26 protein-coding genes are annotated in these 23,818 nt (G+C 66.7%); 12 read left to right on the top strand and 14 right to left on the bottom strand.

What is annotated here, in order from left to right:
• Positions 1–6 precede the first annotated feature (6 nt).
• Positions 7–1,134 carry a helix-turn-helix domain-containing protein gene (locus DFR24_RS21955; protein WP_133883610.1) on the bottom strand — a complete coding sequence of 376 codons (1,128 nt, stop codon included), beginning with the start codon at positions 1,132–1,134 and terminating at the stop codon, positions 7–9.
• Positions 1,131–1,742: a hypothetical protein gene (locus DFR24_RS21950; RefSeq protein WP_133883609.1), complete on the bottom strand. Its 612-nt coding sequence runs from the start codon at positions 1,740–1,742 to the stop codon at positions 1,131–1,133. The genes DFR24_RS21955 and DFR24_RS21950 overlap by 4 nt, the downstream gene beginning before the upstream one ends.
• 536 nt (positions 1,743–2,278) lie before the next feature.
• On the opposite strand from DFR24_RS21950, the gene DFR24_RS21945 reads away from it, so the two are divergent.
• The gene (locus tag DFR24_RS21945; protein ID WP_133883608.1) at positions 2,279–2,713 is read left to right on the top strand and encodes a secondary thiamine-phosphate synthase enzyme YjbQ; all 435 of its coding nucleotides are present in this window, start codon (positions 2,279–2,281) and stop codon (positions 2,711–2,713) included.
• A gap of 45 nt (positions 2,714–2,758) precedes the next feature.
• Here the strand turns inward: DFR24_RS21945 and DFR24_RS21940 are convergent, their stop codons facing one another.
• The 4 genes from DFR24_RS21940 to DFR24_RS21925 are packed head-to-tail and all read right to left on the bottom strand — an operon-like array spanning position 2,759 to position 5,175.
• Positions 2,759–3,565, bottom strand: coding sequence for a sulfite exporter TauE/SafE family protein (locus DFR24_RS21940; RefSeq protein ID WP_133883607.1), 807 nt, complete (start codon positions 3,563–3,565; stop codon positions 2,759–2,761).
• A 25-nt stretch (positions 3,566–3,590) separates the two neighbouring features.
• Complete coding sequence (locus DFR24_RS21935; RefSeq protein ID WP_133883606.1) at positions 3,591–4,286, bottom strand: MBL fold metallo-hydrolase; 696 nt, start codon at positions 4,284–4,286, stop codon at positions 3,591–3,593.
• Complete coding sequence (locus DFR24_RS21930) at positions 4,283–4,732, bottom strand: DUF6691 family protein (protein WP_133883605.1); 450 nt, start codon at positions 4,730–4,732, stop codon at positions 4,283–4,285. The genes DFR24_RS21935 and DFR24_RS21930 overlap by 4 nt, the downstream gene beginning before the upstream one ends.
• Positions 4,729–5,175, bottom strand: a complete 447-nt coding sequence (locus tag DFR24_RS21925; protein ID WP_133883604.1) for a YeeE/YedE family protein — start codon at positions 5,173–5,175, stop codon at positions 4,729–4,731. The genes DFR24_RS21930 and DFR24_RS21925 overlap by 4 nt, the downstream gene beginning before the upstream one ends.
• A gap of 105 nt (positions 5,176–5,280) precedes the next feature.
• On the opposite strand from DFR24_RS21925, the gene DFR24_RS21920 reads away from it, so the two are divergent.
• Both DFR24_RS21920 and DFR24_RS21915 read left to right on the top strand, forming a co-directional pair.
• Positions 5,281–5,625, top strand: coding sequence for a metal-sensitive transcriptional regulator (locus DFR24_RS21920; RefSeq protein ID WP_133883603.1), 345 nt, complete (start codon positions 5,281–5,283; stop codon positions 5,623–5,625).
• 76 nt (positions 5,626–5,701) lie between these two features.
• The gene (locus DFR24_RS21915) at positions 5,702–6,154 is read left to right on the top strand and encodes a beta-lactamase hydrolase domain-containing protein (protein WP_133883602.1); all 453 of its coding nucleotides are present in this window, start codon (positions 5,702–5,704) and stop codon (positions 6,152–6,154) included.
• Positions 6,155–6,271: 117 nt separating this feature from the next.
• Here the strand turns inward: DFR24_RS21915 and DFR24_RS21910 are convergent, their stop codons facing one another.
• Positions 6,272–7,582 carry an OprO/OprP family phosphate-selective porin gene (locus DFR24_RS21910; RefSeq protein WP_133883601.1) on the bottom strand — a complete coding sequence of 437 codons (1,311 nt, stop codon included), beginning with the start codon at positions 7,580–7,582 and terminating at the stop codon, positions 6,272–6,274.
• Positions 7,583–7,661: 79 nt separating this feature from the next.
• Here DFR24_RS21910 and modA point away from each other — a divergent pair, with 79 nt between their 5' ends.
• The 3 genes from modA to DFR24_RS21895 are packed head-to-tail and all read left to right on the top strand — an operon-like array spanning position 7,662 to position 9,762.
• Positions 7,662–8,417 (top strand): molybdate ABC transporter substrate-binding protein, encoded by a 756-nt coding sequence (gene modA, locus DFR24_RS21905; protein WP_133883600.1) that lies wholly within the window; start codon positions 7,662–7,664, stop codon positions 8,415–8,417.
• A gap of 12 nt (positions 8,418–8,429) precedes the next feature.
• Positions 8,430–9,140, top strand: coding sequence for a molybdate ABC transporter permease subunit (modB, locus tag DFR24_RS21900; RefSeq protein WP_366518975.1), 711 nt, complete (start codon positions 8,430–8,432; stop codon positions 9,138–9,140).
• Entirely contained in the window at positions 9,127–9,762 is a 636-nt protein-coding gene (locus DFR24_RS21895; RefSeq protein ID WP_133883598.1) for a molybdenum ABC transporter ATP-binding protein, read from the top strand. Before modB ends, DFR24_RS21895 begins: the two co-directional genes overlap by 14 nt.
• A gap of 7 nt (positions 9,763–9,769) precedes the next feature.
• Here the strand turns inward: DFR24_RS21895 and DFR24_RS21890 are convergent, their stop codons facing one another.
• Entirely contained in the window at positions 9,770–10,195 is a 426-nt protein-coding gene (locus DFR24_RS21890; RefSeq protein ID WP_133883597.1) for an OsmC family protein, read from the bottom strand.
• Between the two features lie 116 nt (positions 10,196–10,311).
• Between DFR24_RS21890 and DFR24_RS21885 the strand changes: the two genes are divergently transcribed.
• On the top strand, positions 10,312–10,986 hold the full coding sequence (locus DFR24_RS21885) for a tellurite resistance TerB family protein (RefSeq protein WP_133883596.1): 675 nt from the start codon (positions 10,312–10,314) through the stop codon (positions 10,984–10,986).
• A gap of 204 nt (positions 10,987–11,190) precedes the next feature.
• Here the strand turns inward: DFR24_RS21885 and DFR24_RS21880 are convergent, their stop codons facing one another.
• Positions 11,191–12,006 carry a TOBE domain-containing protein gene (locus DFR24_RS21880; protein ID WP_246051755.1) on the bottom strand — a complete coding sequence of 272 codons (816 nt, stop codon included), beginning with the start codon at positions 12,004–12,006 and terminating at the stop codon, positions 11,191–11,193.
• A gap of 1 nt (position 12,007) precedes the next feature.
• Positions 12,008–12,625, bottom strand: coding sequence for a class I SAM-dependent methyltransferase (locus DFR24_RS21875; RefSeq protein WP_133883595.1), 618 nt, complete (start codon positions 12,623–12,625; stop codon positions 12,008–12,010).
• Positions 12,626–12,784: 159 nt separating this feature from the next.
• Here DFR24_RS21875 and DFR24_RS21870 point away from each other — a divergent pair, with 159 nt between their 5' ends.
• Positions 12,785–17,548, top strand: coding sequence for an NAD-glutamate dehydrogenase (locus tag DFR24_RS21870; protein ID WP_133883594.1), 4,764 nt, complete (start codon positions 12,785–12,787; stop codon positions 17,546–17,548).
• Between the two features lie 76 nt (positions 17,549–17,624).
• On the opposite strand, the gene DFR24_RS24575 is transcribed toward DFR24_RS21870, so the two are convergent.
• Positions 17,625–18,188 carry a redoxin domain-containing protein gene (locus DFR24_RS24575; RefSeq protein ID WP_162851374.1) on the bottom strand — a complete coding sequence of 188 codons (564 nt, stop codon included), beginning with the start codon at positions 18,186–18,188 and terminating at the stop codon, positions 17,625–17,627.
• Between the two features lie 208 nt (positions 18,189–18,396).
• Between DFR24_RS24575 and rimO the strand changes: the two genes are divergently transcribed.
• Positions 18,397–19,791 (top strand): 30S ribosomal protein S12 methylthiotransferase RimO, encoded by a 1,395-nt coding sequence (gene rimO / locus DFR24_RS21860; protein WP_133883592.1) that lies wholly within the window; start codon positions 18,397–18,399, stop codon positions 19,789–19,791.
• Between the two features lie 83 nt (positions 19,792–19,874).
• Here the strand turns inward: rimO and DFR24_RS21855 are convergent, their stop codons facing one another.
• Both DFR24_RS21855 and DFR24_RS21850 read right to left on the bottom strand, forming a co-directional pair.
• A complete protein-coding gene (locus tag DFR24_RS21855; RefSeq protein ID WP_133883591.1) occupies positions 19,875–20,630 on the bottom strand; it encodes an enoyl-CoA hydratase/isomerase family protein in 756 nt (251 codons plus the stop codon).
• A gap of 37 nt (positions 20,631–20,667) precedes the next feature.
• Positions 20,668–21,237 carry an NnrU family protein gene (locus tag DFR24_RS21850; protein WP_133883590.1) on the bottom strand — a complete coding sequence of 190 codons (570 nt, stop codon included), beginning with the start codon at positions 21,235–21,237 and terminating at the stop codon, positions 20,668–20,670.
• Positions 21,238–21,392: 155 nt separating this feature from the next.
• On the opposite strand from DFR24_RS21850, the gene DFR24_RS21845 reads away from it, so the two are divergent.
• The gene (locus DFR24_RS21845; RefSeq protein ID WP_133883589.1) at positions 21,393–21,794 is read left to right on the top strand and encodes a hypothetical protein; all 402 of its coding nucleotides are present in this window, start codon (positions 21,393–21,395) and stop codon (positions 21,792–21,794) included.
• An 81-nt stretch (positions 21,795–21,875) separates the two neighbouring features.
• Here the strand turns inward: DFR24_RS21845 and DFR24_RS21840 are convergent, their stop codons facing one another.
• Positions 21,876–22,733, bottom strand: coding sequence for a M91 family zinc metallopeptidase (locus tag DFR24_RS21840; RefSeq protein ID WP_133883588.1), 858 nt, complete (start codon positions 22,731–22,733; stop codon positions 21,876–21,878).
• A 319-nt stretch (positions 22,734–23,052) separates the two neighbouring features.
• Between DFR24_RS21840 and DFR24_RS21835 the strand changes: the two genes are divergently transcribed.
• Together DFR24_RS21835 and DFR24_RS21830 are read left to right on the top strand one after the other, a co-directional pair.
• Positions 23,053–23,340, top strand: a complete 288-nt coding sequence (locus DFR24_RS21835; protein WP_133883587.1) for a hypothetical protein — start codon at positions 23,053–23,055, stop codon at positions 23,338–23,340.
• 13 nt (positions 23,341–23,353) lie between these two features.
• Entirely contained in the window at positions 23,354–23,749 is a 396-nt protein-coding gene (locus tag DFR24_RS21830; RefSeq protein WP_133883586.1) for a thioesterase family protein, read from the top strand.
• Positions 23,750–23,818: the final 69 nt, after the last annotated feature.

Raw genomic sequence — 23,818 nt, 5'->3', positions numbered from 1 at the left:
CGAGCGTCAGGCCGGATTGCCCGGAGGAGCTGACCCACTTCGTGGGCCGAAAAGCGAGACCACGTTGGCTCGCGGGGCAGCGTCCGGAATTGCGACGAGACGAGTGAGCAACGACATCTGCACCCCCATCTGGCGCGCGATCGCGGCAGGTGGCATCCCCAGTTGCTCGCGCATCACCTTCAAACCTTCGCTGAGCACTTCCGGCTCTTCAAACGGGATCTGATGGTCTTCGCTTTCCTCGATGGCTTCGCCGTGTCGCTTCAAGAAGATGTAACCAGTGCGTACTTGATCTTCGCGGAAGTGCTGCAGCTGATGGCCGCGGAAGAGAATCGCCGACTTCGACACGCCCCAGCGCAACTTCAACTCGGACAACCCTGACCAATTCAATCTTCCGCCACGCAGCGCCAAACGACACTCGCTGCCGAAGGTCGCGCGTGGCAGCAGTAACGAACTGGCGAACCGGTTCGCTTGTGTTTCGGTGAGGCGATCGCCGGTCAGCACCCCGAGATGCAGCGCGAAGTGGCCGAGCTCATGGGCGATGCCGAAACGCATTCGGCAACTGGATCGACCACTGACGTTGAGGGCGATGACGGGCCGCTTGGTTGCGAATGACACCGCGTCGATCTCATTGGCTAGGCTGTCGACCTTCGTCACCACCGCGCCCGCATTCTCGGCGATGCGCGTGATGTTGCTCAGCGGTCCGGTGCCCAGCTGAAACTGGGCGCGGAATTGCTCCGCTCCACGCTCGATCGATTCATTGGACGTGAGGTCGGCGCCGCGGACCTGGTACTGGGGAAGATCAACGTGCTGATCCAGAACGCTCACGAGACGCTTGAACATCTCGCCCCGCGCACGTCCGACCTGTCGCAGCGCTACCTTGGTCGTCAGCTGCCGACGGAAGTGGCACTGCTCATCGGTAATCGGGTCATGATCGATCACCCGGAAGAATTCCGGCATCACCTCAAGGTGGTCCGACAGGCCAGTCTCGAGGGCGCTTGAGACCGACTCCGCGCCGGCCTCCACACGGCTCAAGAACTGCTTGGACACTCCCACCCGCTCGCCCAGATCGGCGAGCGAGAAGCCGTGAAACAAGCGGATGAGGCGGAGGTTGGAGCCGAGGAACTGAACAGTCACGATTGCCGGCGGGCGACGTTGCCGTCGTTCGCAGCATCGACGTCGCGACGCTTGGGCGCCACCACCGGCTTGTCCACCGGCACCGCCTGCACCAGGGGCTGGTCACCCACCGTCTGGAAGACCCGCACCGTGCTGCTGACCCAGCGGGTCGTCAGGGTGCCGGCCGCGGTGTAACCGAGGAACTCCACGTGCGGATCCCCAATGCCCTCCACCCCACGATCGATCACGAAGCAGAAGCGCGTCGGTCCGACGACATTATCGAAATCCAGGAACGACGCCTGATGACGGTTCGCCGTAGTGACGGCATCCTTCGACGGATTGGTCGCGTCGTCATTGCTGTACCGGCACGGAATGCCGTCGATGGTGAACACCAGATCATTGCCCGTGCTCGACATGCCCAACCAGCTGTACTTTCCGCCCTGGGCCTCCTTCATGATGCGCACGCGCTGGCGCATGAATGTCGTACAGCCGCGCGTGTAGTTGTTGTCGGTGTCCCGAACCAGATCCTCTTCGGTGGCGTACCATTCCTCAATCAGCCAAGTCGAGATCGTCTCGAGCCGATCGCCCGACAGTTGCGAGTGGAAGGTCGACGGCAGCGGCAGTTCCATTTGTGCAGATCTCGAATTTCGTCAACCCGATCTTTGTGCATTTTTGGCCGATCGTCAACCCCGCCCGTGGGCGGCGCGGATGCCATACAACTTCGCTCTAAGCGCCGCCGACACCGCTCCCACCGAATTGATGCTCGGGCACAGAAGAGTGCCCGCAGCAGTTGCCCCTCTCAGAGTTGCCCCGTCGACCGTCAATTTGGGGGACACCGGGCATAGCGTTGTTGCGTCGTCGGTGAGCTCCAAGGGCACTTCATCGCAGCAGGTGCCTCGACGTGGACCGGCTGAGCGACGTGTCAACGACTGGCGTCCCCTGGTACGGTTCCACAACCGGTTCAGAGCTTTCTCGGAAGGCCGACTCTCGTAACTGTTGATTCTCGCGACACTCACAGTTCAAGGCTTGATTTCGACGACACAAGCGCGGCGAAGTACCCGCGCGGCCGATCGTCGTCAGTTGAGCCGCTCGCGCGGCAGCAACACGTCGCCCACGAGTACCGTGACCGATCCGCTGTGCAGCTTCAGCGCGTCAGCCTCGTAGCATGTGGCGGCAAACCGAAATCATCCTGCGAACGCGTTCCCGCGGCTTCCATCTGATCACCGATGAAATCGTCGCGGCGTTGCCGGCGCTGACCGACGTCGACGTCGGTCTGTTGCATCTCTTCCTGCAGCACACGTCGGCGGCGCTGACGATCAACGAGAACGCGGATCCAACGGTGCGTGGCGATTTCGAGCGCTGGTTCAACCAAGCCGTCCCGGACGGCGCTCCTTATTTGCGCCACGTCGAAGAAGGCAGCGACGACATGCCGGCTCACATCAAGAGCAGCCTGCTCGGCGTGGAGCTGAATATTCCGATCCATCGGGGCCGGCTGCGGCTCGGCATCTGGCAGGGCATCTATCTTTGCGAGCACCGCAACCAGGGTGGCGCACGACACGTGATCGCCACGATCCACGGCGAACAGACCACGTCGAAATAACGGGGCGCCAGTTGGCCGCGCAGCGATCGTCTGCTCGATACGACCTCAACCGACCAAGGCACGCACGGCGACCGCAACCGCCGCCCCTGCGGTCAGCACCGCAAACCCCTGCTGCAACCGGGGCCCTGTGATGCGAGTCGCCACCAAGCGTCCCACGAGCATCCCGCCCACCGCACCCGCCGCGAACCACGCGGCGGCGAAGCCCGGAAGATGGCCCGCGATCGCCGCCGTGATGGCCGTACTCGCCGACACCAGGCCGATCACCATCGTGGACGTCGCGATGGTCCCGGCGATGGAAAGATCCGTGACGCGGCGCAGCGCCGGCACGATCAGGAAGCCCCCGCCTACGCCGAACAGTCCGGACAGCAATCCGGTGCCGAGGCCTGCCGCCGACAATGCACGTCCGCAGCGATCGGTCCAGCGGAAACGACCGGTGCGCGGATCGATCAGGCAAGGCGCCTGTGCGATCTCGGTGGTCGATGACGTCACCGCATGGTCCGGCGCGCGTGCCTGCAGGAACGTGCGAACCGCCACACCCAGCAGCAGCGCAGAGAACGCCAGTGTCAGCGGCAGCAGCGGCAGGTGATGCGCGCCATACAGGCCCAGCGGCATCGTGACCATGCCGCAGGCCGCCATCAGCAGTGCTGCCCGATAACGCACGATTCCCGCGCGCAGGCCCACGATCGTTCCCACTGCGGCGGAACAGGCCACCGCCGCCAGCGCCACGGGGCTCGCCTGCGTCAGCGTCCAGCCCATGCCGAACATCAGCAACGGCACCGCGATGATCGTGCCGCCGGCGCCCGTCAGCGCGAGCACCAGTCCGACGATCAGCCCGAGGGCGAAGAGGAACATGTCGGTCGCGAGGTCAGCCGCTGCCTCAAGCCTTTCCGCACGCCAGGTTGGCCGGCACGGCGATGTCCATCAACTTCGGACTGGGCAGCTTCAGGTTTTCCATGATCGCCACGTACTCGTCGCGCGTCCGACCCGCGATGCGCGGATTGCAGCGCTTCTCCTCGCCGATGCTGGAAGCGGTCCATCCGCGGTAGTCGTGCGCGGGATAGACGATCGTGTCGTCCGGCAGCGAGAACAGCTTGCCGACGATCGAATCCCAGGACTTGCGTGCATCGCCGCCCTGGAAATCAGTCCGCCCGCTGCCGCGGATCAGCAGCACGTCGCCGGTGAACACCGCCTCGGGCTTCGACGGATTCAGCACGAAACTGAAGGACTCGTCGGTGTGGCCCGGCGTATAGACTGCCTGCAATCGCACGCCGTCGAGGTCGATCGACTCGCCCTCGCGGATGCTTTGCGACACGCACTGCGCCTTCGTGAACTCGCCCATCACCGTGATGCAGCCGGTGCGATCACGCAGTTCGCCGAGCGCGGTGATGTGATCGGCGTGGGTATGCGTGTCGATGGCGCGGACCAGCTTGAGATCCAGATCTTCGATCAGCTGCAGGTATTGCTCGAGCCGATCGCGTACCGGGTCGATGATCAGCGCCTCGCGTCCGACGCCGGAGGCGAGCACGTAGGTGTACGTGCTGGAGTCAGCTTCGAAGAGCTGACGAAAAATCATGTGGCGGCCACCGGCGCATTGCTGGCGCCCGGCGGCGCCTTGGTCGCCACGCGGTCGCGCAGCCACATGCCGGCGATCATCGCGACGACGAAGCCCAACACCTCCGGCGAACCGAATACGAGGTTCGCGATGGCCGGTCCCGGGCACAGGCCTGCGATGCCCCAGCCCACGCCGAACAGCACGGCACCGCCTAGCAGCGGCGCGTCGAGGTCCTTGCGCGTCGGCAGGTAGAAGCGCTCGCCCAGCAGCGGACGACCGCGCAGCCGCAGCAGCTGGAACGTCGGGAACGTCACGCACAGCGCGCCGCCCATGACGAAGGCCAGCGACGGATCCCAGCGTCCGGCGAGATCGAGAAACCCGATCACCTTGCCCGGGTCGGTCATGCCGCCGAGCAACAGCCCCATGCCGAACAAGGTTCCCGACGCCAGCGCGACGAGGGCCTTCACGACGCGGCTCCGAACACATGACGCATCACGAAGACGGTGGCGAATCCCGCGGCCATGAACGTCATCGTGGCCGTGATGGATCGGCGCGAAAGACGCGCCATGCCGCAGACGCCGTGGCCCGAGGTGCAACCGCTCCCCATCCGCGTGCCGAAGCCCACGATCAGGCCCGCCGCGATCATCCCGGGCCAGCCGGTCTGCAGCGTCGAGGCCGCAAGGTCCGGCCGCAGCAGCGACATCAGCAGGGCACCGAGCAGAAGACCCGCGAGAAACAGGCCGCGCCACGGCGCTTCTCCTGCAGGACGGTCGAGCACCAGCGTGCCCAGTACGCCGCTGACGCCAGCGATGCGGCCGTTGAGCGAAAACAGCAGTGCCGCCGCGATTCCGATCATGGCGCCGCCGATTCCCGCGCGCGTCCATGAAGCCAGGTCGACCACGATGTCCATGATTTCCTCGTTCTCCTTTCTAGCCCTTCCGGCCTACACTCTTGCCCTCGACCGGGTTCTCAAAGCGCGAATCCGGGTCGAAATCGATCGATCCGAGGATACACCATGGGGTATGTGGAAAAGAAGAAAACGACTGCGCCGCGGGCAACCGCGAAGCGCGCGTCGAAGCCTTCCGGCGCGATCAACGGACAGGGTCTGCACCAGCAGGAAGTGATGCACCGTCTGCGCCGCGTGGAGGGGCAGATCCGCGGCGTGCTGACGATGATGGAACAGGATCTGCCTTGCGATGCCATAGCGCAGCAACTGTCGGCCGCACGCAAGGCGCTCGATCGCGCGTTCTACGAGATGATGGCCTGCAGCCTCGAGATGGAGATCGGCGAGGCCGCCAGCTCGAAGGACATCCGCGTGCGCATCGCCGAGAAAGCCAGACTGCTGGCGAAATACGCATAGCCGGGCCGTCGCGCACCGGCGGCATGCACACAAACGCATTCATTCGAAGAAAGATTCACCATTCCCAGGAGAACCCATGACGAAGCTCACCGATGTTCAGTTCCCCTTTGCCGGCGCGCCCTCGCCCGACCTCATCACCGGCGGCCAGCCCACGGCGGACGATTTCGCCACGATGGCCGCGGCAGGTCTCAAGCACGTGATCAACCTGCGCCCGGAAAATGAAGACGCGGGCTTCGACGAAGCCGCACTCGCCGCCAAGCTCGGCCTGCGCTACACGCTGATCCCGGTTGCGGGCGCCGGCGACCTCACCGAGGAAAACGCACGCAAGCTCGATGCAGCGCTCGCCACGGCCCCCGGTCAGCCCACGATCGTGCATTGCGCGAGCAGCAACCGCGTCGGTGGACTGTTCGCACTGCGCGAGGCCTGGGTGAAGGGGAAGTCGAACGCCGACGCGCTGGCCTATGGCCGCGCCGCGGGTCTGACGAAGATGGAACCGATGGTCGAGCAGATCCTGGCAAGCAAAGGCTGAAAGTAGCCCGGGCGAAGCCCGGGACTCCCCTCGCATACAGAGCGCAACCCCGGGCTTCGCCCGGGCTACGGCCGTTCTCTCTCCCCACGCGCCTTCATGCGTGGGAGAGAGGGAGTCTCAGATCGCGATCTGCAGCCGCATCTGCCAGACCGACGGCTCCTCGCCGTCGAATGCGCCTCCCTTCACGTCCAGCACCTTCACGTAGTTCGCGCTGACACGCAGGAAGGGATTCAGGTACCAGCTCACCGCGGCTGTCGCGTTGCGCTCGCGGCCGCCGTTGACGGGGCCATCGGTCAGATCGAGTTCGCTGATGCGCGCCGCGACTTCGAACGCGCCCCAGCCGGCACCACGGGCAAAGTTCTTCGCGGGCTTGATGCCTTCGAACACGCCGCGGTCGACACGGTACGGGCGCGCCTCGCCGGTCAGCGTGTAGGCGAGCTGCGCGTACCAGGTATCGAAATCGAGATTCGCCGGCGCGCCGCGCTTGACGCTCACCTGCTGGTACTCGGACTGCAGCGACAGCGCGTCGACCTGCGCCGCGAACTCGACGCCGGCGAAGGTGTACCTCTTGACGTCCGTCAGCTCACCGGTGTCGACGAAGCGCTGCGCCAGGATGTTGGACTCCGGCTTCGCGCGGAAGCGCACGGTGTCGAACTTCTGTCCGGTGGTGTTGCTGCTGTTGTCCTGGGTCGGGTCCCGCCACTGGCCGCTCAGGCCCAGGTGCACGATGCGGCTGCCGGTGAAGAGCGGCGCAAAGCTCATTCGCGCCGCGGCGCCGTAGCCCTCGTCACCGCTCTGGGCGTTGCCGATGGGTTCGCCGAAGATGCCGCCCGCGGCGCTCCAGTTGGTGCCCGACGACGAGAGCATCGCGCCCGGTGCGCGCACCACGACCGGCGACACCAGGTAGAACGGCAGCGCGCGCTCCATGAACGTCGCACTCTTGTCCTGCGACAAAGCCTCCATGCCGAACGGCGGCTTGAACTGGCCGAGCGTGACCAGCACCGGCTTGTACGCGTTGTAGGTCACGTAGGCGTCGGTCAGCGCGGCCGAACTGGTCGCGAATTCGTATTCCACGCGGTACTGCCAGTCTTTCAGGAACGTGCCGGCCGCCGACAGGCGCGAGCGCCGCATCTCGGTGCCGTCGGCAAGATCGATCTTGTCGTCCTTGTACGCCGCCAAGTCGAGCTGCTGCAGCGCGCCGACCTGCACCGACCAGCCGCCATCGCCGGTCGCGATGCGGAATCCGTCGTCGGTGATGACCGTCGGCGCGGTCTTGCGCTGCGCCTTCAGCTTCTCGTAGTCCTCCATCGAGATCACACCCTTCTGCGCGAGCGTCTCGAGCAGTTCGTCGGCGGCGCGCGAGGCGACCGGCTGGACAGCGCACAACGCGGCAACGACCACCGACAACAGCCTTGACCTCGACGACATGGACTTCTCCCCGATGCGAATTTGACAGGATGATCGCTATATATAACGGTACATAGCGTATCCACTGCAAGCCGCGCCCATGCGATTCCTCCGTCACGCTCTGTTCTGTCTTCTCCTGCTTCCCGTCACGCTGCACGCGGAGGACGCGGTCAGGGTCTACGCCGCCGCGAGCCTGACCAACGCCGTGGGCGACATCGCCACGGCCTGGCAGAAGGACGGTCATCCGAAGGCGACCCTGGTGTTCGCGGCGTCCTCGGCACTGGCCAAGCAGATCGAGAACGGCGCGCCAGCGGACGTCTTCGCCTCGGCCGACCGCAAGTGGATGGACTATCTCGCGCAGCGCAAGAAGATCGACGCCGCGACGCGCGTGGAGCTGCTCGGCAACGAGCTGGTGCTGATCGTGCCGAAGGGCAAGGCGTTCCCGCTGACCGTCGACAAGGGCTTCGACCTGGCGGGCGCCTACAAGGGCAAGCTCTGCACCGGCGAACCCGACGTGGTTCCGGTCGGCACCTACGCCAAGCAGGCACTGACGGCGCTGGGCTGGTGGGGCGCGATGTCGCCGCGCATCGTCGGCACCGACGACGTGCGCACGGCGCTGGCCTTCGTCGAGCGCGGCGAATGCCCGCTGGGAATCGTCTACGCCACCGACGCCGCGATCAGCGACAAGGTCGAAGTCGTCGGCCGCTTCCCGGCGAGAAGCCACGAGCCCATCGTCTATCCTTTCGCCCTCGTCGGCGGCGCAGGCAGCCAGGCCGGCGCCTTTCTCGAATACCTCAAGTCCGATGCAGCGCAGGCGATCTTCCGCCGATACGGTTTCACCCCGGCAACGCGCTGAGCGGTCCGCGTGGTGCTGACCCCCGACGAGTGGGTCGCGCTGCGGCTGTCCGCCAAGGTCGCGCTGTGGGCGACCGTGCTGTCGCTGCCGCTGGGCATCGCCACCGCGTGGTGGCTGGCGCGGCGCAACTTTCCCGGCAAGTTCCTGGTGGAGATGTTCGTCCAGCTCCCGATGGTGCTGCCGCCGGTGGTGCCGGGCTACCTGCTGCTGGTTCTGCTGGGCACGCAGGGTCCGATCGGAAGCTGGCTGCTGGAGCACTTCGGCATCCGCCTCGCGTTCACGTGGAAGGGCGCGGTCATCGCGTCGGCGGTGATGGCCTTTCCGCTGATGGTGCAACCGGTGCGGCTCGCGTTCCGGATGATCGACTCACGTCTGGAACAGGCCGCCTCGACGCTCGGTGCGCCGCCGTGGCGCGTCTGGCTGAGCATCACGCTGCCGCTGGCGACGCCCGGCATCCTGGCCGGCGCCGTGCTGTGCTTCAGCCGCAGCCTCGGCGAATTCGGCGCAACGATGGCCTTCGTCGGCAACATCCCGGGCGAGACGCGCACCCTGCCGCTGGCCATCTACTCGTACACGCACGTGCCGGATGGCGAGGCCGCGGCCTGGCGGCTGGCGGTGCTGTCCATCCTGCTGGCGGCTGGCGCGCTGCTGATCGCACATCTGGCGAACCGGCGCGCAGAGCAGCGGCTCGGCTATCTGGATCACGGCCATGCTCGCCATTGACCTGAAGTTCCGGCGTGCGCAGTTCGTGCTGGCGGCGCGCGCGCAGATCGAGCCGGGGACGACCGGCATCTGCGGCCCTTCGGGCTGCGGCAAGAGCACGCTGCTGGCGCTGATCGCGGGATTGCTGCGGCCACAGGAAGGATCGATCCGCTTCGGCGACCAGACGCTGGCGGACAGTACGACCCGCGCTTTCCTGCCCGCGTGGAAACGCCATTTCGGGCTCGTGTTCCAGGACGGGCAACTGTTTCCGCACCTGAGCGTGCGCGACAACCTGCTGTACGGGTATCGCCGCCTGGAACCGGGCGCTCGCCGATTCGAACTCGGACACGTGACGTCGCTGCTCGAAATCGAGCCGCTGCTGGAACGCCGGCCGGTCCAGCTTTCCGGTGGAGAGCGCTCGCGCGTCGCCCTGGGCCGCGCGCTGCTCTATTCGCCGCGACTGCTGCTGATGGACGAGCCGCTGTCGGCGCTCGACGACCGCCTCAAGCAGCAGATCCTGCCGTTCCTGAAACGGGTGCGTGACGAAACGCGCATTCCGATGCTGTACGTCACGCACTCGATGGCCGAGGTGGACTATCTCGCCGACCGCGTCCTTCGCATGGAGAACGGAACGCTCTCCTAGCGCGCCGCTACGCTTCCAGCGTCGCGTCCAGCGAGATCCTGGCGTTGAGCACCTTCGACACCGGGCACCCGGCCTTCGCCTTCTCGGCCAACTCCTTGAACTGTTCGGCGCTCGCCCCGGGCACCTTGGCTTTCAGGATCAGGTGGCTCGCGGTGATCCCGAAACCTTCGCCCACCTTGTCCAGCGTGATCTCCGCGTGGGTCTCGATGCGTTCGGCCGTGAGGCCCGCCTCACCGAGAATCTTCGACAGCGCCATCGAGAAGCAGCCGGCGTGGGCGGCCCCGATCAGTTCCTCGGGATTGGTGCCCTTGCCGCCTTCGAAGCGTGCCTTGAATCCGTAAGGCGCATCGCGCAGCACGCCGGTCTCGGTGGAAATCGATCCGATGCCGTCTTTCAGGCCGCCTTTCCAGACCGCAGATGCCTTCTTGATCATTTCGGTACTCCTGATTCGGGGATAGGGACAGCGCATGTGGCGTGCCCGTGTCGATGCGCCATGGAATTCCGGCGACGTACGCGGGTCTATACCGCTGTCCATCATCGCCGACCCTCATGAACACGAAGAATCTGCTCGACCAACTTCTCGCCTCGGGCCAATCCCTGCTGAGCCAGGCGACGCGGGGTGGTGCTCCCGGCGGCGGCATCAAGGTGTCCGATTTCAGCAAGGGCGCGCTCGCCGGTGGCGCGCTGGGCTTGCTGCTCGGGAACAAGGGGATCCAGCGCATGGGCGGCGGCGCGCTCAAGTACGGAAGTGCCGCGGCACTGGGCGCGCTGGCGTATCGCACCTACACCGACTGGCAGCGGCAGCAGCCGCAGGACAGCCCGCAGGCGCCCGCCGCCACGCGTACGCTCGATCGGCTGCCCTCCGCCGAGGCCGAGGCGCACAGCCGCGGCATCCTGCAGGCCCTGATCGCTGCGGCAAAGGCCGATGGCCACATCGACGAACGCGAACGGGAACTGGTCCAGCGGGAACTGGCGAACCTCGCGGACGACGTCGAAACCCGCGACTGGCTGCAGCGGGAAATCGCGCGGCCGCTGGACCCGGCCCAGATCGCGGCTGCCGCGACGACCCCCGAGCTGGCTTCGGAGATGTATCTCGCCAGCCTGCTGGCGGCGGATTCGCAGAGCTTCATGGAGCGCGCCTATCTCGACGAGCTGGCGAAACAGCTCAAGCTTCCGGCGGGTTTGAAGGAAGCGCTCGAGAAGGACGCTGCGCCCAAGGCCTAGTTCGCCGCATCGCGGCGTAGGCTGGGATGGAGCGCAGCGAATCCCGGCGTCGCGTTGGCAAGTCACCTTGCTGCTGGGATTCGCTACGCTCCATCCCAGCCTACGGAAGCTCCTTCCTCACGTAGCCCGGACGAAGTCCGGGAGCCGTCCATATGTACGCGACACCCACCGGGAATCCCGGACTTCGTCCGGGCTACGGTTTCGTCAGCCAGGTACGCCGAGGATCACGCTGGAGGCCTTGAAGATCGCCTGCGCCGGCTTTCCGGGCGCCAACCCAAGTGCCTTGGCCGACGCGTTCGTCACCACGGCGACGACCGAGGAGCCTGAGCCGAGATCCACGACGACTTCGCTGTTCACGGCGCCGCGCGTGATGCGGCTGACGATTCCGCGCAGGCAGTTTCGAGCGGACAGCTTCATCGTCGGAGCGCCCTGGCTCTGGTCCTCGACGCCCAGAATGATCCACGACGACTTGATCAGCGCGATGGCCTCGCCGTTCTTCTTCAAGCCCAGCGTCTGCGTGCTCTCGCGGGTGATCGTGGCGACGATGCGGTTTCCGCCGGGCAGCTTCAATTCCACCTCGTCGTTCACCGCACCCTTGGTGATCGACGCGATGCGACCCGCGAAATGGTTGCGCGCACTCGTCAGCAAGGTCATGCGTCCCAAGGTCGCGATGTCCGCCTTGTCCTGCACGCGCCGGTTGACGCGCTGCACGAAGCGTTCGCTCTCCGCCTCGACGGCGCGGAACGTGGCGACCAGGCGCTTGCCCTGCGGCGTCAGACGCGCACCGCCGCCGCCCTTGCCGCCGACACTGCGCTCGACGAGCACGGCGTCGGAGAGATTGTTCATCGCGGCAATGGCATCCCACGCCGCCTTGTAGCTGAGCTTCACCGCCTTGGCCGCGGCGGTGATCGAACCTTCCGACTCGAGGCTGCCGAGCAGATCCATCCAGCGCTTGCGGAACGGCGCGCCCGCGCCGGGACGGATGCTCAGCTGTGCTTCGAGCTTCGGGCTTCGCGCCACGTCAGGCGGCGATCGCGACGCCGCGCGTCACCCACACCAGCGGCTTCGGACCTTTCAGGTAATTCGATTCGATCTCGCGCGTCGCGAAGCCGCCGTCGCGCAGCATCGTCTTCACGTCGCGATTCAGATGGCAGCCGCCGGCAATGGGCCTCCACCACGGCGTCAGCCGATCCTGCCAGCGCTGCACCGGCTCCTCCGGCGAACGCCCGTGTTCGCAGAACAGCAGTTCGCCGCCCGGCTTGAGCACGCGGCGCATTTCCCTGAGCGCCTTGACCGGGTCGGGAATCGTGCACAACGTGAACGTGCAGACCACCGTGTCGTAACTGGCGTCCGGCGCGGGAATCTCCTCGGCAGACAAGGTCAGCAGCTCCACCTTCAGGCCGGCTGCGCGCGCACGCTGCTCGGCCTTGGGATTCATCTGGTCGGCAGGATCCAGACCCTGCAGGGATTCGAGCTTGCTGGCGTCGTAGAAACCGAGGTTGCGGCCGGTGCCGATCCCGATTTCCAGCACGCGCCCCTTGGCACGCGGAATCAGCAGGGCTCGCTGCTTCTGGATGTCCTTCATGCCGCAGCAGGCGTCGATCAGCAGCGGCATTACGTAACGGTCGTACAGGTTCATGGTTCGGTCCGGTCGTGGCAGCAGCCATTCTAGCGGCGACGTCGGTGCCTTCCTCCCACGCGCAGGGCGGGGGCAAACCCGTAGCACCTGCTCCATCGAGAGCCGCGTGGGAACGGAACCTGCGCCCCGTTGCCCAACCCCCCGCAGGCGACCCGGACCGTGAGCGATGGCGACAGGGCAGGCACCGTGGATGTGATCGAGCAACCCGCCTCTCCGGCCGATCGGGCCTGGCTGCGGGCGTACTTCGCGTCGACGGCGCCCGAGGTTCTGGGTACGCGCACACCGGCGGCGCTCCGCGACATGGCGCTCGCCCACCGTGACCGGTTCCGTCAGCGTGCGTCGGGAGTCGACAGGGTCGAAATCGGCCCCGGCGATGCAGACGGCACGGTGCGTCTGCAAACCTGCATGGCCGACCGCCCGTTCCTGGTGGACACCACGCTGATGGTGCTGCGCGAAGCCGGCATGGCGGCCGGCCTGATGCTGCACCCGGTGCTGCGCGTGCAACGCGACGCCGACGGCGTCCTTCTCTCGGCGCGCAGCAACAGCGAACCGGCCGCCGATGCGGGCGCCGTTCTCGAGTCGTGGATGCTGGTCGACTTCGACGGATCGCCGGACGCGGCAAGCCTGGATTCACTTCGCGAACGGCTCGAAGCGCGCCATGCGCAGCTACGCATCGCGGTGGACGACTACCCCTCGATGCGCGCTCGCCTGCGCGCCCACGTCGACGAACTCGCGCGGGTTCCTGCGGGCGGCGATGCCGCGGAATACTCGGAGGCGCGCGAGTTCCTGAACTGGATCGACGCCAATCGCTTCACGTTCATGGCCTCGTCCGAATCGCGCACCGTCCAGCAAGGCGACGGTCGCACGCGGTTCGAACCCTTGCCCGACCAGGGGCTCGGATTGGCGCGGCCAGGCTGCGCGCTCGCCGATACCGATGCGCTGATCGCCCCGCGCGAAGAGCTCGATCGCTACGCGGACTCGGCGCGCGTGATCGTCGTCACCAAATCGCTGCAGCGCGCGCCGATCCGTCACGAAGAGCCGCTGGACGTGGTGAGCGTCAAGCACTTCGACGCGGATGGCCGCGTCACCGGCATCACGCGCTTCGTCGGCTTGTTCGCCGCGGCCGCGTACCAGGAAGCTCCGTGGGCTATTCCGCTGATCCGGCGCAAGTGCGAACGCGTGCTCGGCGAATCGCACCTGGACCTGCACGCGTACAGCGGCAAGGCGTTGCGCGACATCCTCGGCGGCTATCCACGCGACGAGCTGTTCCAGTCCAGCGAATCGGAATTGCTCGCCACGTGCATGGGCATCCACGAGTTGCGCGAACAACAGAATCTCCGGCTGTTCCTGCGCCGCGATCGCTACGGCCGCTTCTTTTCGGCACTGGTGTACGTGCCGCGCGAACGCTACTCCCGCGAGCTGCGCGACCGCATCGGCAACGAGCTGCTGCAGGCCATCGGCGGGCAGTCGCTGGAGCGCAGTGTCGACTTCCTGCGCGGCGGTTTCGCGCGCATCCAGTATCAGGTGCGCACGCCGGCCGGCACGCAGCTCAAGACGCCCGCCGCGCAGATCGAGCAGCGCCTGCTGCGCATGACGCGGCCTTTCCGCGAACAACTGCGGGCTGCACTCGGGGAGCGGCAGGTCGTCGACGTCGCGAAACTGGTCGATCGCTTCGGCGAGGCGTTCACGCCCGCCTACCTCGAACGCACGCCGATAGCGGATGTCGCGGCGGATACGGCGCGGCTGGCCGGCCTGGACCGTCAGACCCCCGTCGTTGCCGCGCTCGTGCCGGGCGGGACCACTGCGCGCATGAAGCTGTTCGCGTGGCGGGAGCCGCTCGCGCTGTCGGACGTCCTGCCCGTACTGCAGCATTTCGGCATTCGTACGCTGCGCCAGGACCCGGAGCCGGTGAAGTCCCGGGATGGGGACACCGCGTGGATCCAGGACTTCGAGGTCGAGATCCCCGCGGGCGCGACGCGTGCCTCCGCAGACGAAGCCGAGCGGCTGTTGCCGCAGGTCCTGCTGGGACGCGAACAGAACGATGCCCTCAATCGTTTGGTACTGGCAGCCGCGCTCGATGCATCGCAGGTCGGCATCCTGAGAATGCTCGCCGGCTACGTGAACCAGGTCGGCCTGCCGTACGGCCGCGCAGACATCGAGCGCATCGTCTCGATGAGCCCGGACGTCGCGTGCGCGCTGGTGCGCCTGTTCGAGCGCCGCTTCGATCCGGCTCTCGCAGCGGCGAAGCGGGCAGATCTCGAGAACGAAGCCTCCGAAGCGCTCGACAAGGCACTCGATACCGTGGCCGGCCTGGATGCGGATCGCGTGCTGCGCGTGCTCGCATCCGTGGTGCGCGCCGGCCTGCGGACCAATTTCTGGCAGCGCGATGCGCAAGGCCATCCGAAGGCCTGCCTGAGCCTGAAGATCGACGCGTCGAAGGTGCCGGAGCTGCCGCATCCGCGGCCGCTGTACGAGATCTGGGTGAGTTCACCCGATGTCGAGGGCGTGCACCTGCGCGGCGGCAAGGTGGCGCGCGGCGGCCTGCGCTGGTCGGATCGCAGCGAGGATTTCCGCACCGAGGTGCTGGGCCTGATGAAGGCGCAGCAGGTGAAGAACGTCGTCATCGTGCCGGTGGGCGCCAAGGGTGGATTCGTGGCGCGACGCGCACCGTCGCCGTCCGATCGTGAAGCCTGGATGGCCCATGGCGTCGCGTGCTACCGCACGTTCCTGCGCGGACTGCTGGATCTCACCGACAACCGCGTGGGCGACCACATCGAGCCGCCGAAGGACACGGTGCGCCACGACGCCGACGATCCCTATCTGGTCGTCGCCGCCGACAAGGGCACCGCGACGTTCTCCGACATCGCCAACGGCGTGGCCGCCGAGTACGGCTACTGGCTGGGCGATGCCTTCGCCTCCGGTGGTTCGGCCGGCTACGACCACAAGAAGATGGGCATCACCGCGCGCGGCGCCTGGGAGAGCGTCAAGCGCCATTTCCGCGAACTCGGCACCGATATCGGGCGCGAAGATTTCACGGTGGCCGGCGTCGGCGACATGTCCGGCGACGTGTTCGGCAACGGCATGCTGCTGTCGCCGCACATCCGCCTCGTCGCGGCGTTCGACCATCGTCATGTCTTCCTCGACCCCGAACCGGACGCGAAGCGCAGCTTCGACGAGCGCAAGCGCCTGTTCGCGCTGCCGCGATCGTCGTGGGCCGACTACGACGCGAGCCTGATCTCGAAGGGCGGTGGTGTATTCCCGCGCACGGCGAAGCGCGTCGAGGTCTCGCCCGAGGCAGCGCGTGCGCTCGGCATCGAGCCCGGCACGATGCCGACGAACGACCTGATCCGCGCCTGCCTGCGCGCACCCGTCGACCTGTTCTGGAACGGCGGCATCGGAACCTACGTGAAGGCCAGCCACCAGGGCCAGGAGGAGGCGCAGGACCGCGGCAACGCCGGCGTGCGCGTCGACGGTCGCGACCTGCGCGCGCGGGTCGTCGGCGAAGGCGGCAACCTCGGATTCACCCAGGCGGGACGCATCGAGTACGCACTGCGCGGCGCCGGGGGCCAGGGCGGGCGCATCAACACCGACGCGATCGACAACAGCGGCGGCGTCCATTGCTCCGACCGCGAGGTGAACATCAAGATCGCGCTCAACGAGGCGCTGACTGGCGGCAGCTTGTCGCGGCCCGATCGCGACCGGCTGCTGGCCGCGATGACCGACGAGGTGGCGGCGTTCGTGCTGCGTGACAGCGAGGTGCAGTCGGGCGCGATCAGCCTGATCGAGGCCCAGGCCGCGATGCACCTGGACGATCACGTCGCGCTGATCCGGCGCCTGGAGCGCGAGGGCAGGCTGGATCGCGCGCTGGAGGGCCTGCCGGACGACGACCTGCTGCAGCAGCGCCGCAGCGCGGGACGCGGCCTGACGCGCCCGGAGATCGCGGTGCTGATGGCGTACGCGAAGATGTCGCTCAATGCGGCCGCGCTGGACAGCGCGCTGCCGGACGCCCCCTACTTCGGCCAGGCGCTGCTCGACAACTTCCCGCATGCGCTGGTCGAGCGCTTTGGGCCCACGATCGAACACCATCGCCTGCGGCGCGAGATCGTCGCCACGATGCTGTCGAACGACGTCGTCAACCGCATGGGCGCCTCGTTCGCGCATCGCCTGGCCGAGGATCAGGGCGTCCCGCTCGGCGAGGTGCTGGGCGCCTACGCGGCGGCACACGACATCGTCGGCGCCGGCGAGTACTGGCGCGCGATCGACGAAAACGAAGACCGCCTGCCCGCGGCCGTGACGATCCGCTGCGCTCACCAGACCGCCGATCTGGTGCGCCACGTTGCCGCCTGGATCGTGTCGGCCCGCTACGCGCCTCCGCTCGATCTCGGCGCCCTGGTGTCGCGCTACGCACCGGCGCTGACACGGCTCGAGAAGATGCTGCCCGACGTGCTGCCGCGCACCTATCGGGACGAGTACGACCGCCAGCTGGCGGCCCTGATCGGCGACGCGGTGCCGAACGCGCTGGCCCGGCGGCTGACCGCGACCAAGGTGCTGGGCAGCGCGCCGGACATCGCCGACATGGCCGGGCACGCCAAGGTGTCGCTGGAAGATGCCGCGGCCACCTATTTCCAGCTCGGCGGCCGCCTGCGCCTGCCGTGGCTGCTGCCGGCGATCGCCCACCTGAAGGTCACCGGCCCCTGGCAGGCCCTGGCGCGCAGCAAGCTGCGCGAGGACGCCTACCGCGCCTTGCGGGATCTGGCCCGCGAAGCGCTGGCCGCGGGCGGGATCGAGGTGTGGTCCAAGGCCCGCGCGGGACGCCTGGAGTCGGCGCTGGGCCGGCTCACCGAGATGCAGACCTCGGGCGCGCATGACCATGCGGCGTTGTCGGTGGCGGTGCGCGAGCTGGCGGGCTTGCGGCAGGCCTGACCCCCCGTAGCCCGGGTGCAACCCGGGATCTCGCTCGCCGAGCGGGACCATCCCCGGGTTGCACCCGGGCTACGGGTCAGTCGGCGGGCTCTGCGAGCAGGGCCCGGATATCCGCCTCGATTGCCTTCGCACTGCGGTCGCCCGCATGCGTCTCTCCGATGTGCCGCGCGCGCACCTGCCCTTTGCGATCGATCAGGTAGAAAGCCGGCCCCGCGCGGTTCTGCATCGCCTTCCAGTAGCCGTAATCGTTGTCGATCATCTGCGGATCGGTGATCGCGAATTCCTGGAGCTTGGCCTTCACGCGATCGAGTTCGTACTCCTGCGCGAGTTCCGGGGTGTGGACGCCGACGATCACGAGGTCCTTGCCGAATTTCCCGTGCAGCGTCTGCAACCAGGGAATCGAGCGGTAGCAGTTCCAGCAGACGAAGGTCCAGAACTCCAGGACGACGACCTTGCCGTGCAGGTCCGCCCAGGTCAGCGGCCTGGAATTGAGCCAGGCTTGCGGTACGACCTGGGTGAACGCAGGCGCGGGGAACCCCGGTTGCAGCGCGGCGTGCGCCTCCGGATCAGCCAGACCCAGAGCTGCGAGCAGCACGCCGGAGCCCAGCAGGAACGCATGAAACGGCTTGAAGACGGCCATGGCCGGGCACCTCGAAGGTCGAGCGGCATCGTCGCCGGAGCCTGTCGGCGACGCCCTCCGCTCCCGTCCGTGGCTGCATCCCGATCGTCCTGAAAAGCGGCCGGAAGCGTCGCCGCCCGTCCGCGCCAGCAACGCGGTGAGGCGATTTTCCGGGCTGGGACGGGGACCGGGGCCGTACAATGCCGCGCCGCCGCTTCCCCTGCCCCTGATGTCCAGCCCTGTTGTTGCCACGCCGCGCCGCCGGTCCAAGACCCCCAAGGTGGGTTTCGTCTCGCTCGGCTGCCCCAAGGCGCTCGTCGATTCCGAACGCATCCTGACGCAGCTTCGCGCGGAGGGTTACGAGACGGTCCCCAGCTACGACAAAGCCGACGTGGTGGTCGTGAACACCTGCGGCTTCATCGATTCCGCGGTGGCCGAATCGCTCGACGCCATCGGCGAAGCGATGGCGGAGAACGGCAAGGTCATCGTCACCGGCTGCCTGGGCACCGGCCCGAAAAGCCACGTGGTCAGAGAGAAGTTCCCGGACCTGCTGTCGATCAGCGGCCCGCAGAACTACAAGGCCGTGATGGACGCCGTGCACCTCGCGGTGCCGCCCAAGTACGACCCGTTCGTGGATCTGCTGCCGGCCGCGCGCCGCCGTGGCAGCGGGCTGGGCGACGACATCGGCGTGAAGCTGACGCCGCGTCACTACGCCTACGTGAAGATTTCCGAGGGCTGTAATCACAAGTGCAGCTTCTGCATCATCCCGTCGATGCGCGGCAAGCTGGTGTCGCGTCGCATCGACGACGTGCTGCGCGAGTCCGAGAAGCTGGTGAAGTCCGGCGTCAAGGAACTGCTGGTGATCTCGCAGGACACCAGCGCGTACGGCGTCGACATCAAGTACGAGAAGGGCACCTGGCGCGAGAAGGAATATCGCACCTCGATGCTCGATCTCTGCAAGGGCCTCGGCGAGCTGGGCGTCTGGGTGCGCATGCACTACGTCTATCCCTACCCGCACGTCGACGAGATCATTCCGCTGATGGCGGAGCGCAAGGTCCTGCCGTATCTCGACATCCCGTTCCAGCACGGCAGCCCCAGCGTGTTGAAGCGCATGAAGCGCCCGGCCTTCGCCGAGAACACGCTCGAGCGCATCGCCGCGTGGCGCCGCATCTGCCCGGACATCACGTTGCGCAGCACGTTCATCGTCGGCTTCCCGGGTGAAACCGAGGCCGAGTTCCAGGAATTGCTGGACTGGCAGCAGGCCGCGCAACTCGATCGCGTGGGCTGCTTCACGTACTCGCCGGTGGAAGGCGCGCGTGCCAACGAGCTGGCGGATCACGTGCCGCCCGACGTGCAGGAAGATCGCCTCGCGCGCTTCATGAAGGCGCAGGCAAAGATCAGCAAGAAGAAGCTCAAGGCCAAGATCGGCAAGACGATCGAGGTCATGGTCGACGAGATCGGCGAGGACCACGTCGTCACCGGCCGCTCCTGGGCCGATGCACCGGAAATCGACGGCAAGGTGTATCTGTCGTGCATCGACCCGCTGAAGCCGGGCCAGATCGTCAAGGCCGAGGTGATCGGCGCCGATGAGCACGATCTGAATGCGGAAGTGATAGACGAGTAGCGCAACCCGTAGCCCGGACGAAGTCCGGGGTCGTCCCCGTTTGCGAGAAAAACCCCGGACTTCGTCCGGGCTACGAGCGACGTCTACTTCGCCGGCTTGAACGTCTTCTCGATGTACGCGCGAATGCCGGCGCCGGTTTCCGCGCTCGACCACTGCGCCAGCGCTTCGCTGTCGTAGGCGGGGCCGTCCTGGCGGATCCGGCGGATCGTGCCCTCGCGCAGCTGCCGCTTGGTCAGCGCGTACGCCTTCGGCGGCAACTCCGCATATGACGCCGCCAGCGCCGTCGCGCGCTCGAGAACGGCTTCCGGCGCCACGATCTCGTCCGCGAGCCCGCGCTGCAGGGCATCGGCCCCGGCGTAGGTGCCTGCGCCGTACAGCACGCTCTGCAGGTACTGCGGCGTCACGGTGAACCGCATGATCTCCGCCGCACTGGTCGGGAACGGCACGCCGACCTTGAGCTCCGGCACGCCGGTGCGCGCGCCTTCGGCCATGATCCGATGATCCGCCGCACAAGCCAGCACGCAGCCGCCGGCGATTGATGCACCGTTGACCGCCGCGATCACCGGCTTGGAACATTCGAAGACCGCATCAAACATGGCGCTGAGCGCCGGCAGGAAGCGCTGCACGTAAGCGTGGCCGCCGTCGACGATGCGCAGCAGGTCGACACCGGCCGAAAAGATGCGGCCCTGCCCCACCAGCACGATCGCGCGGCAAGGATCCTTGTCCAGCTCGCGGAACTGCCGGGCCAGCCCTTCGCAGAATTCCACATCCATCGTATTCGCCTTGCCGTGACGCATGGACAACACGACGACGTCGGCTTGGCGGGTGATCTCGAACACAGTCCTCTCCTCTCTGGAATATCGGGAAACCGTAACCCTAGCGCAGCGCGAGCACCGGCATGCCGGCGAACCACGGATGGGCGAAGACCAGCACGCCGGTCACGAGCAGTCCGATCAGCGCGCTGATGGTGGTGCGCAACCCGCCCACCCGCGGCGGCTTGACGCGTGCACCGTCGCGGCGATTGATGAAGATGACTTCGACGACGGCCCAGGCCAGCAGTCCGCCGAACAGCACCAGCGAGCGCACTTCGCCGTTGGTGAGCAGGTGCGCCACCGCCCAGAGCTTCACGCCGGTGAGCTGCGGATGGCGGATGAACTGCTTGATGTCGGTGGGCGCGCGCGAACTCGTGAACAGGATCACCGCGAGCGGCATCAGCAAGATCGTCAGATGACGCATCCCGGCCGGCGGCAGCCAGGCGGACGTCGGCGGCGTGGAGCGCCAGCCGATCACGATCAGCACGAGCGATGCGACGATCGTGAGCGCGAAGAGACCCTTGTACGGACGCAGCCCGATGCGCGCGACGAGACGCGTGCGCTGCGCCGGGGCCATCGCAACGGACAGATGGACGCCTGACCACAGCAGCACACCAAGGACGAGCAGCAGCATGTCGGGGTTCTCCGTGAAGGGATGCCGGGATGGCCGAAAGGTTAGCGGTGTTCGGCGCCGATTACGTCATGGGTAATTGCCCACTCGGCGCCCGCTCGCGAATCTGGATGCAGCAGCAATGCCGCTGCGCAAGCAAAGAGCCCGGAAACCGACCCATGATCTTTCACGGCGCCGTCGTCCTCATCATCGGCCTGCTGTCGGGCTTTCCCTTCCTGTTCGGCATCGTGCGCGGTGCAGAAGCGCGCAAGGTCGACGCCTGGCGGGCCGCACATACCGGCCTCTGCTCAACCGGCGTCATGACCATCGCGATGGGCGTGGCCTTGCGGATGTGGGCGATGCCGGGCGTGGCGGCGCAGGTCGCCATGTGGGGCATCGTGATCGGCAGCTACGGCATTGCGCTGGCGATGACGCTCGCGGCCGCCAGCGGCTCACGCGGACTGGTGGCCGAGGGATCGCTGCCGAACAAGATCGTGTACGTCGCGTACATGACCGGCGTGCCGGCGACGCTGATCGGCGCGTTCGCGTTCCTGTGGCTCGGGTGGCAGCACTATCTCTAGCGCTGGGTCTGCGAACCAGAGGGCCGCGACGCCTCGAGCGCGGCGCGCCTCGCATCCGAGCGCGCGCCGCAGGATGCGACCCTAGTACTTCATGCGCAGCAGCGACGTGGAACTGAAGTGCGCGCGGAATTTGTTGTCCGAGAACTCTTCGAAGTTGTACGGCGGCAGCCCGGTGGTGATGACTTCTTCCAGGCTTTCGTTGTTCGCGTTCTTGATGTCCATGGACACGCCCTTCATGTTGTGAAGGGCGTGCACCAGTTCGTGCGCCAGGCCGAACGCCGGAGGACGCTTGCGCATCGCAGGATCCAAGGAGCAGGGAAGCTCGTTGTAGGGATCGAAGCCGACCGTGGTATGGCACCCCGTACCCGGCGTCAGGTGGTCGCGCAGCAGGCGCGGTAGATCCCACTTCCATCCCGCAGGCAGTTTCGCCAACGGAATGCGTCCATCGGCGCATTCCTGCAGCCAGCCCATGCACTTCATGATGCGGGCGCCGATGTCTTCCTGGGCCTGCGCGCCTGATCGCCCGCGTCCGATGACGATGTTCGACGTGTTGCGGACCGCGTTGTTCATGGCCTGGTAGGTCACCGGAGTCAGACCGTTGGCCAGCTGCCGACCCAGATGTTCCAGCGTGATTCCGCGGCGCTTCGCCGTGGCCAGCGAAGCCGCGACTTCGCGTTGAAACGTTGCGGCGTCGTTCTGCTCGATTGCCGTGATCATCTTGGCGGTACCCGCCCACGTCGCCGAACAATAATTCCCTTCCGCCGGCGTCGTGTTCTCGACGGTGACCGTATACGCCGTGCCGTTGATTGCGCCGAGCAAGGCGGTGCCGACGGTGACCTTGTCGATCTGGTTGCTCAGGACTGCAGCCGTGTCGGTGACGTACTTGTCTTCGCCTTTGATCCGGACCTTCGGGTATTTTGTGAGTGCGACGGTCTTCATGACGAGGAGTTCCTGGCGATCGGCTGGGTAGGCGCAAACAGCATGGCGCTACTCTGAAGCCTCGCCGATCCACGCGGCAAGAGCTCGCGACGAACACCTCGTGATGAAACTCACGCGCTCGGCCAACAGTCGAATCGGATGTCCGATGTGGGCAGTGCCGCGCCATCGTTTGCGTACGTGAATCAGTACACCGTGACGCAGCGTTACCGTTTCGACATGTCCGAATCGACGTCGACGTCGACGCGACGCCGATCGCAGGATCGGCGTGAGGGCAGTGAGGGCAGCCGCTCTCGTGGATGGCGCGGCTTTACACTGCGTCATGACCCGCAAGGATCTCAACGACCTGCCGCCGCTGGCGCGCGCCGAGGCGATGGACCGTCCTTATCGGCCCGGGCAGCGTCGACGGCGGATGCTGATGGGGGCCGTCGTCATCGCTGCGCTGCTCGCCGCGTTTCTCGCATCGATGCCAAGCGGCGCGCCGAAGAACAGGGGCGCGACCGCGGCACCTGATGCCACACCCGGCGTCGTCTATCCGAACCTGCACGTATCCCCGCAGCCGCCCTCGCGCGAACGTGACGACAGCGCAGCGGCAACCGCCACACCATGACCGGAGCCTGTCCATGAACCCCCTCGAATCCCTCCATGTCGGCCTGCAGGGCAAGGAGTCCGTCGTCGTGCGTGACGAACTCACGGTGCGTCATCACCTGCCGACGATGCCGGCGGTCTACGGCACGCCGATGATGATCTACCTGATGGAGGTGGCTGCCGCCAACGCGATCCATCCCCTGTTGCCGGCGGGCTGGGTGTCAGTGGGCGCCGAGGTGAACATCAAGCATCTCGCCGCGACGCCGATCGGTCGCACGGTGACGGCGACCGCGTTCGTCGTCGGCATCGAGGGCCGGCTCGTCCGCTTCAACGTCAAGGCCCACGATGGCGTTCGGGTGATCGGCGAAGGCACGCATGTGCGCGGTGTGATCGACCTGCAGAAATTCGAGGAGCGGCTCGCGAAGGAGTGAGCGCGGTTCTGTGGTGAGAGACCGCAGCGGACTCGAATTCGACGCCTCCGAAATTCGCACTCGACATTC

The organism is Panacagrimonas perspica (genome assembly GCF_004364935.1).
Taxonomy (GTDB): Bacteria; Pseudomonadota; Gammaproteobacteria; order Nevskiales; family Nevskiaceae; genus Panacagrimonas; species Panacagrimonas perspica.
The sequence above is the reverse complement of the archived record's forward strand: the minus strand, read 5'-3'. Positions and strand labels throughout refer to the sequence as shown.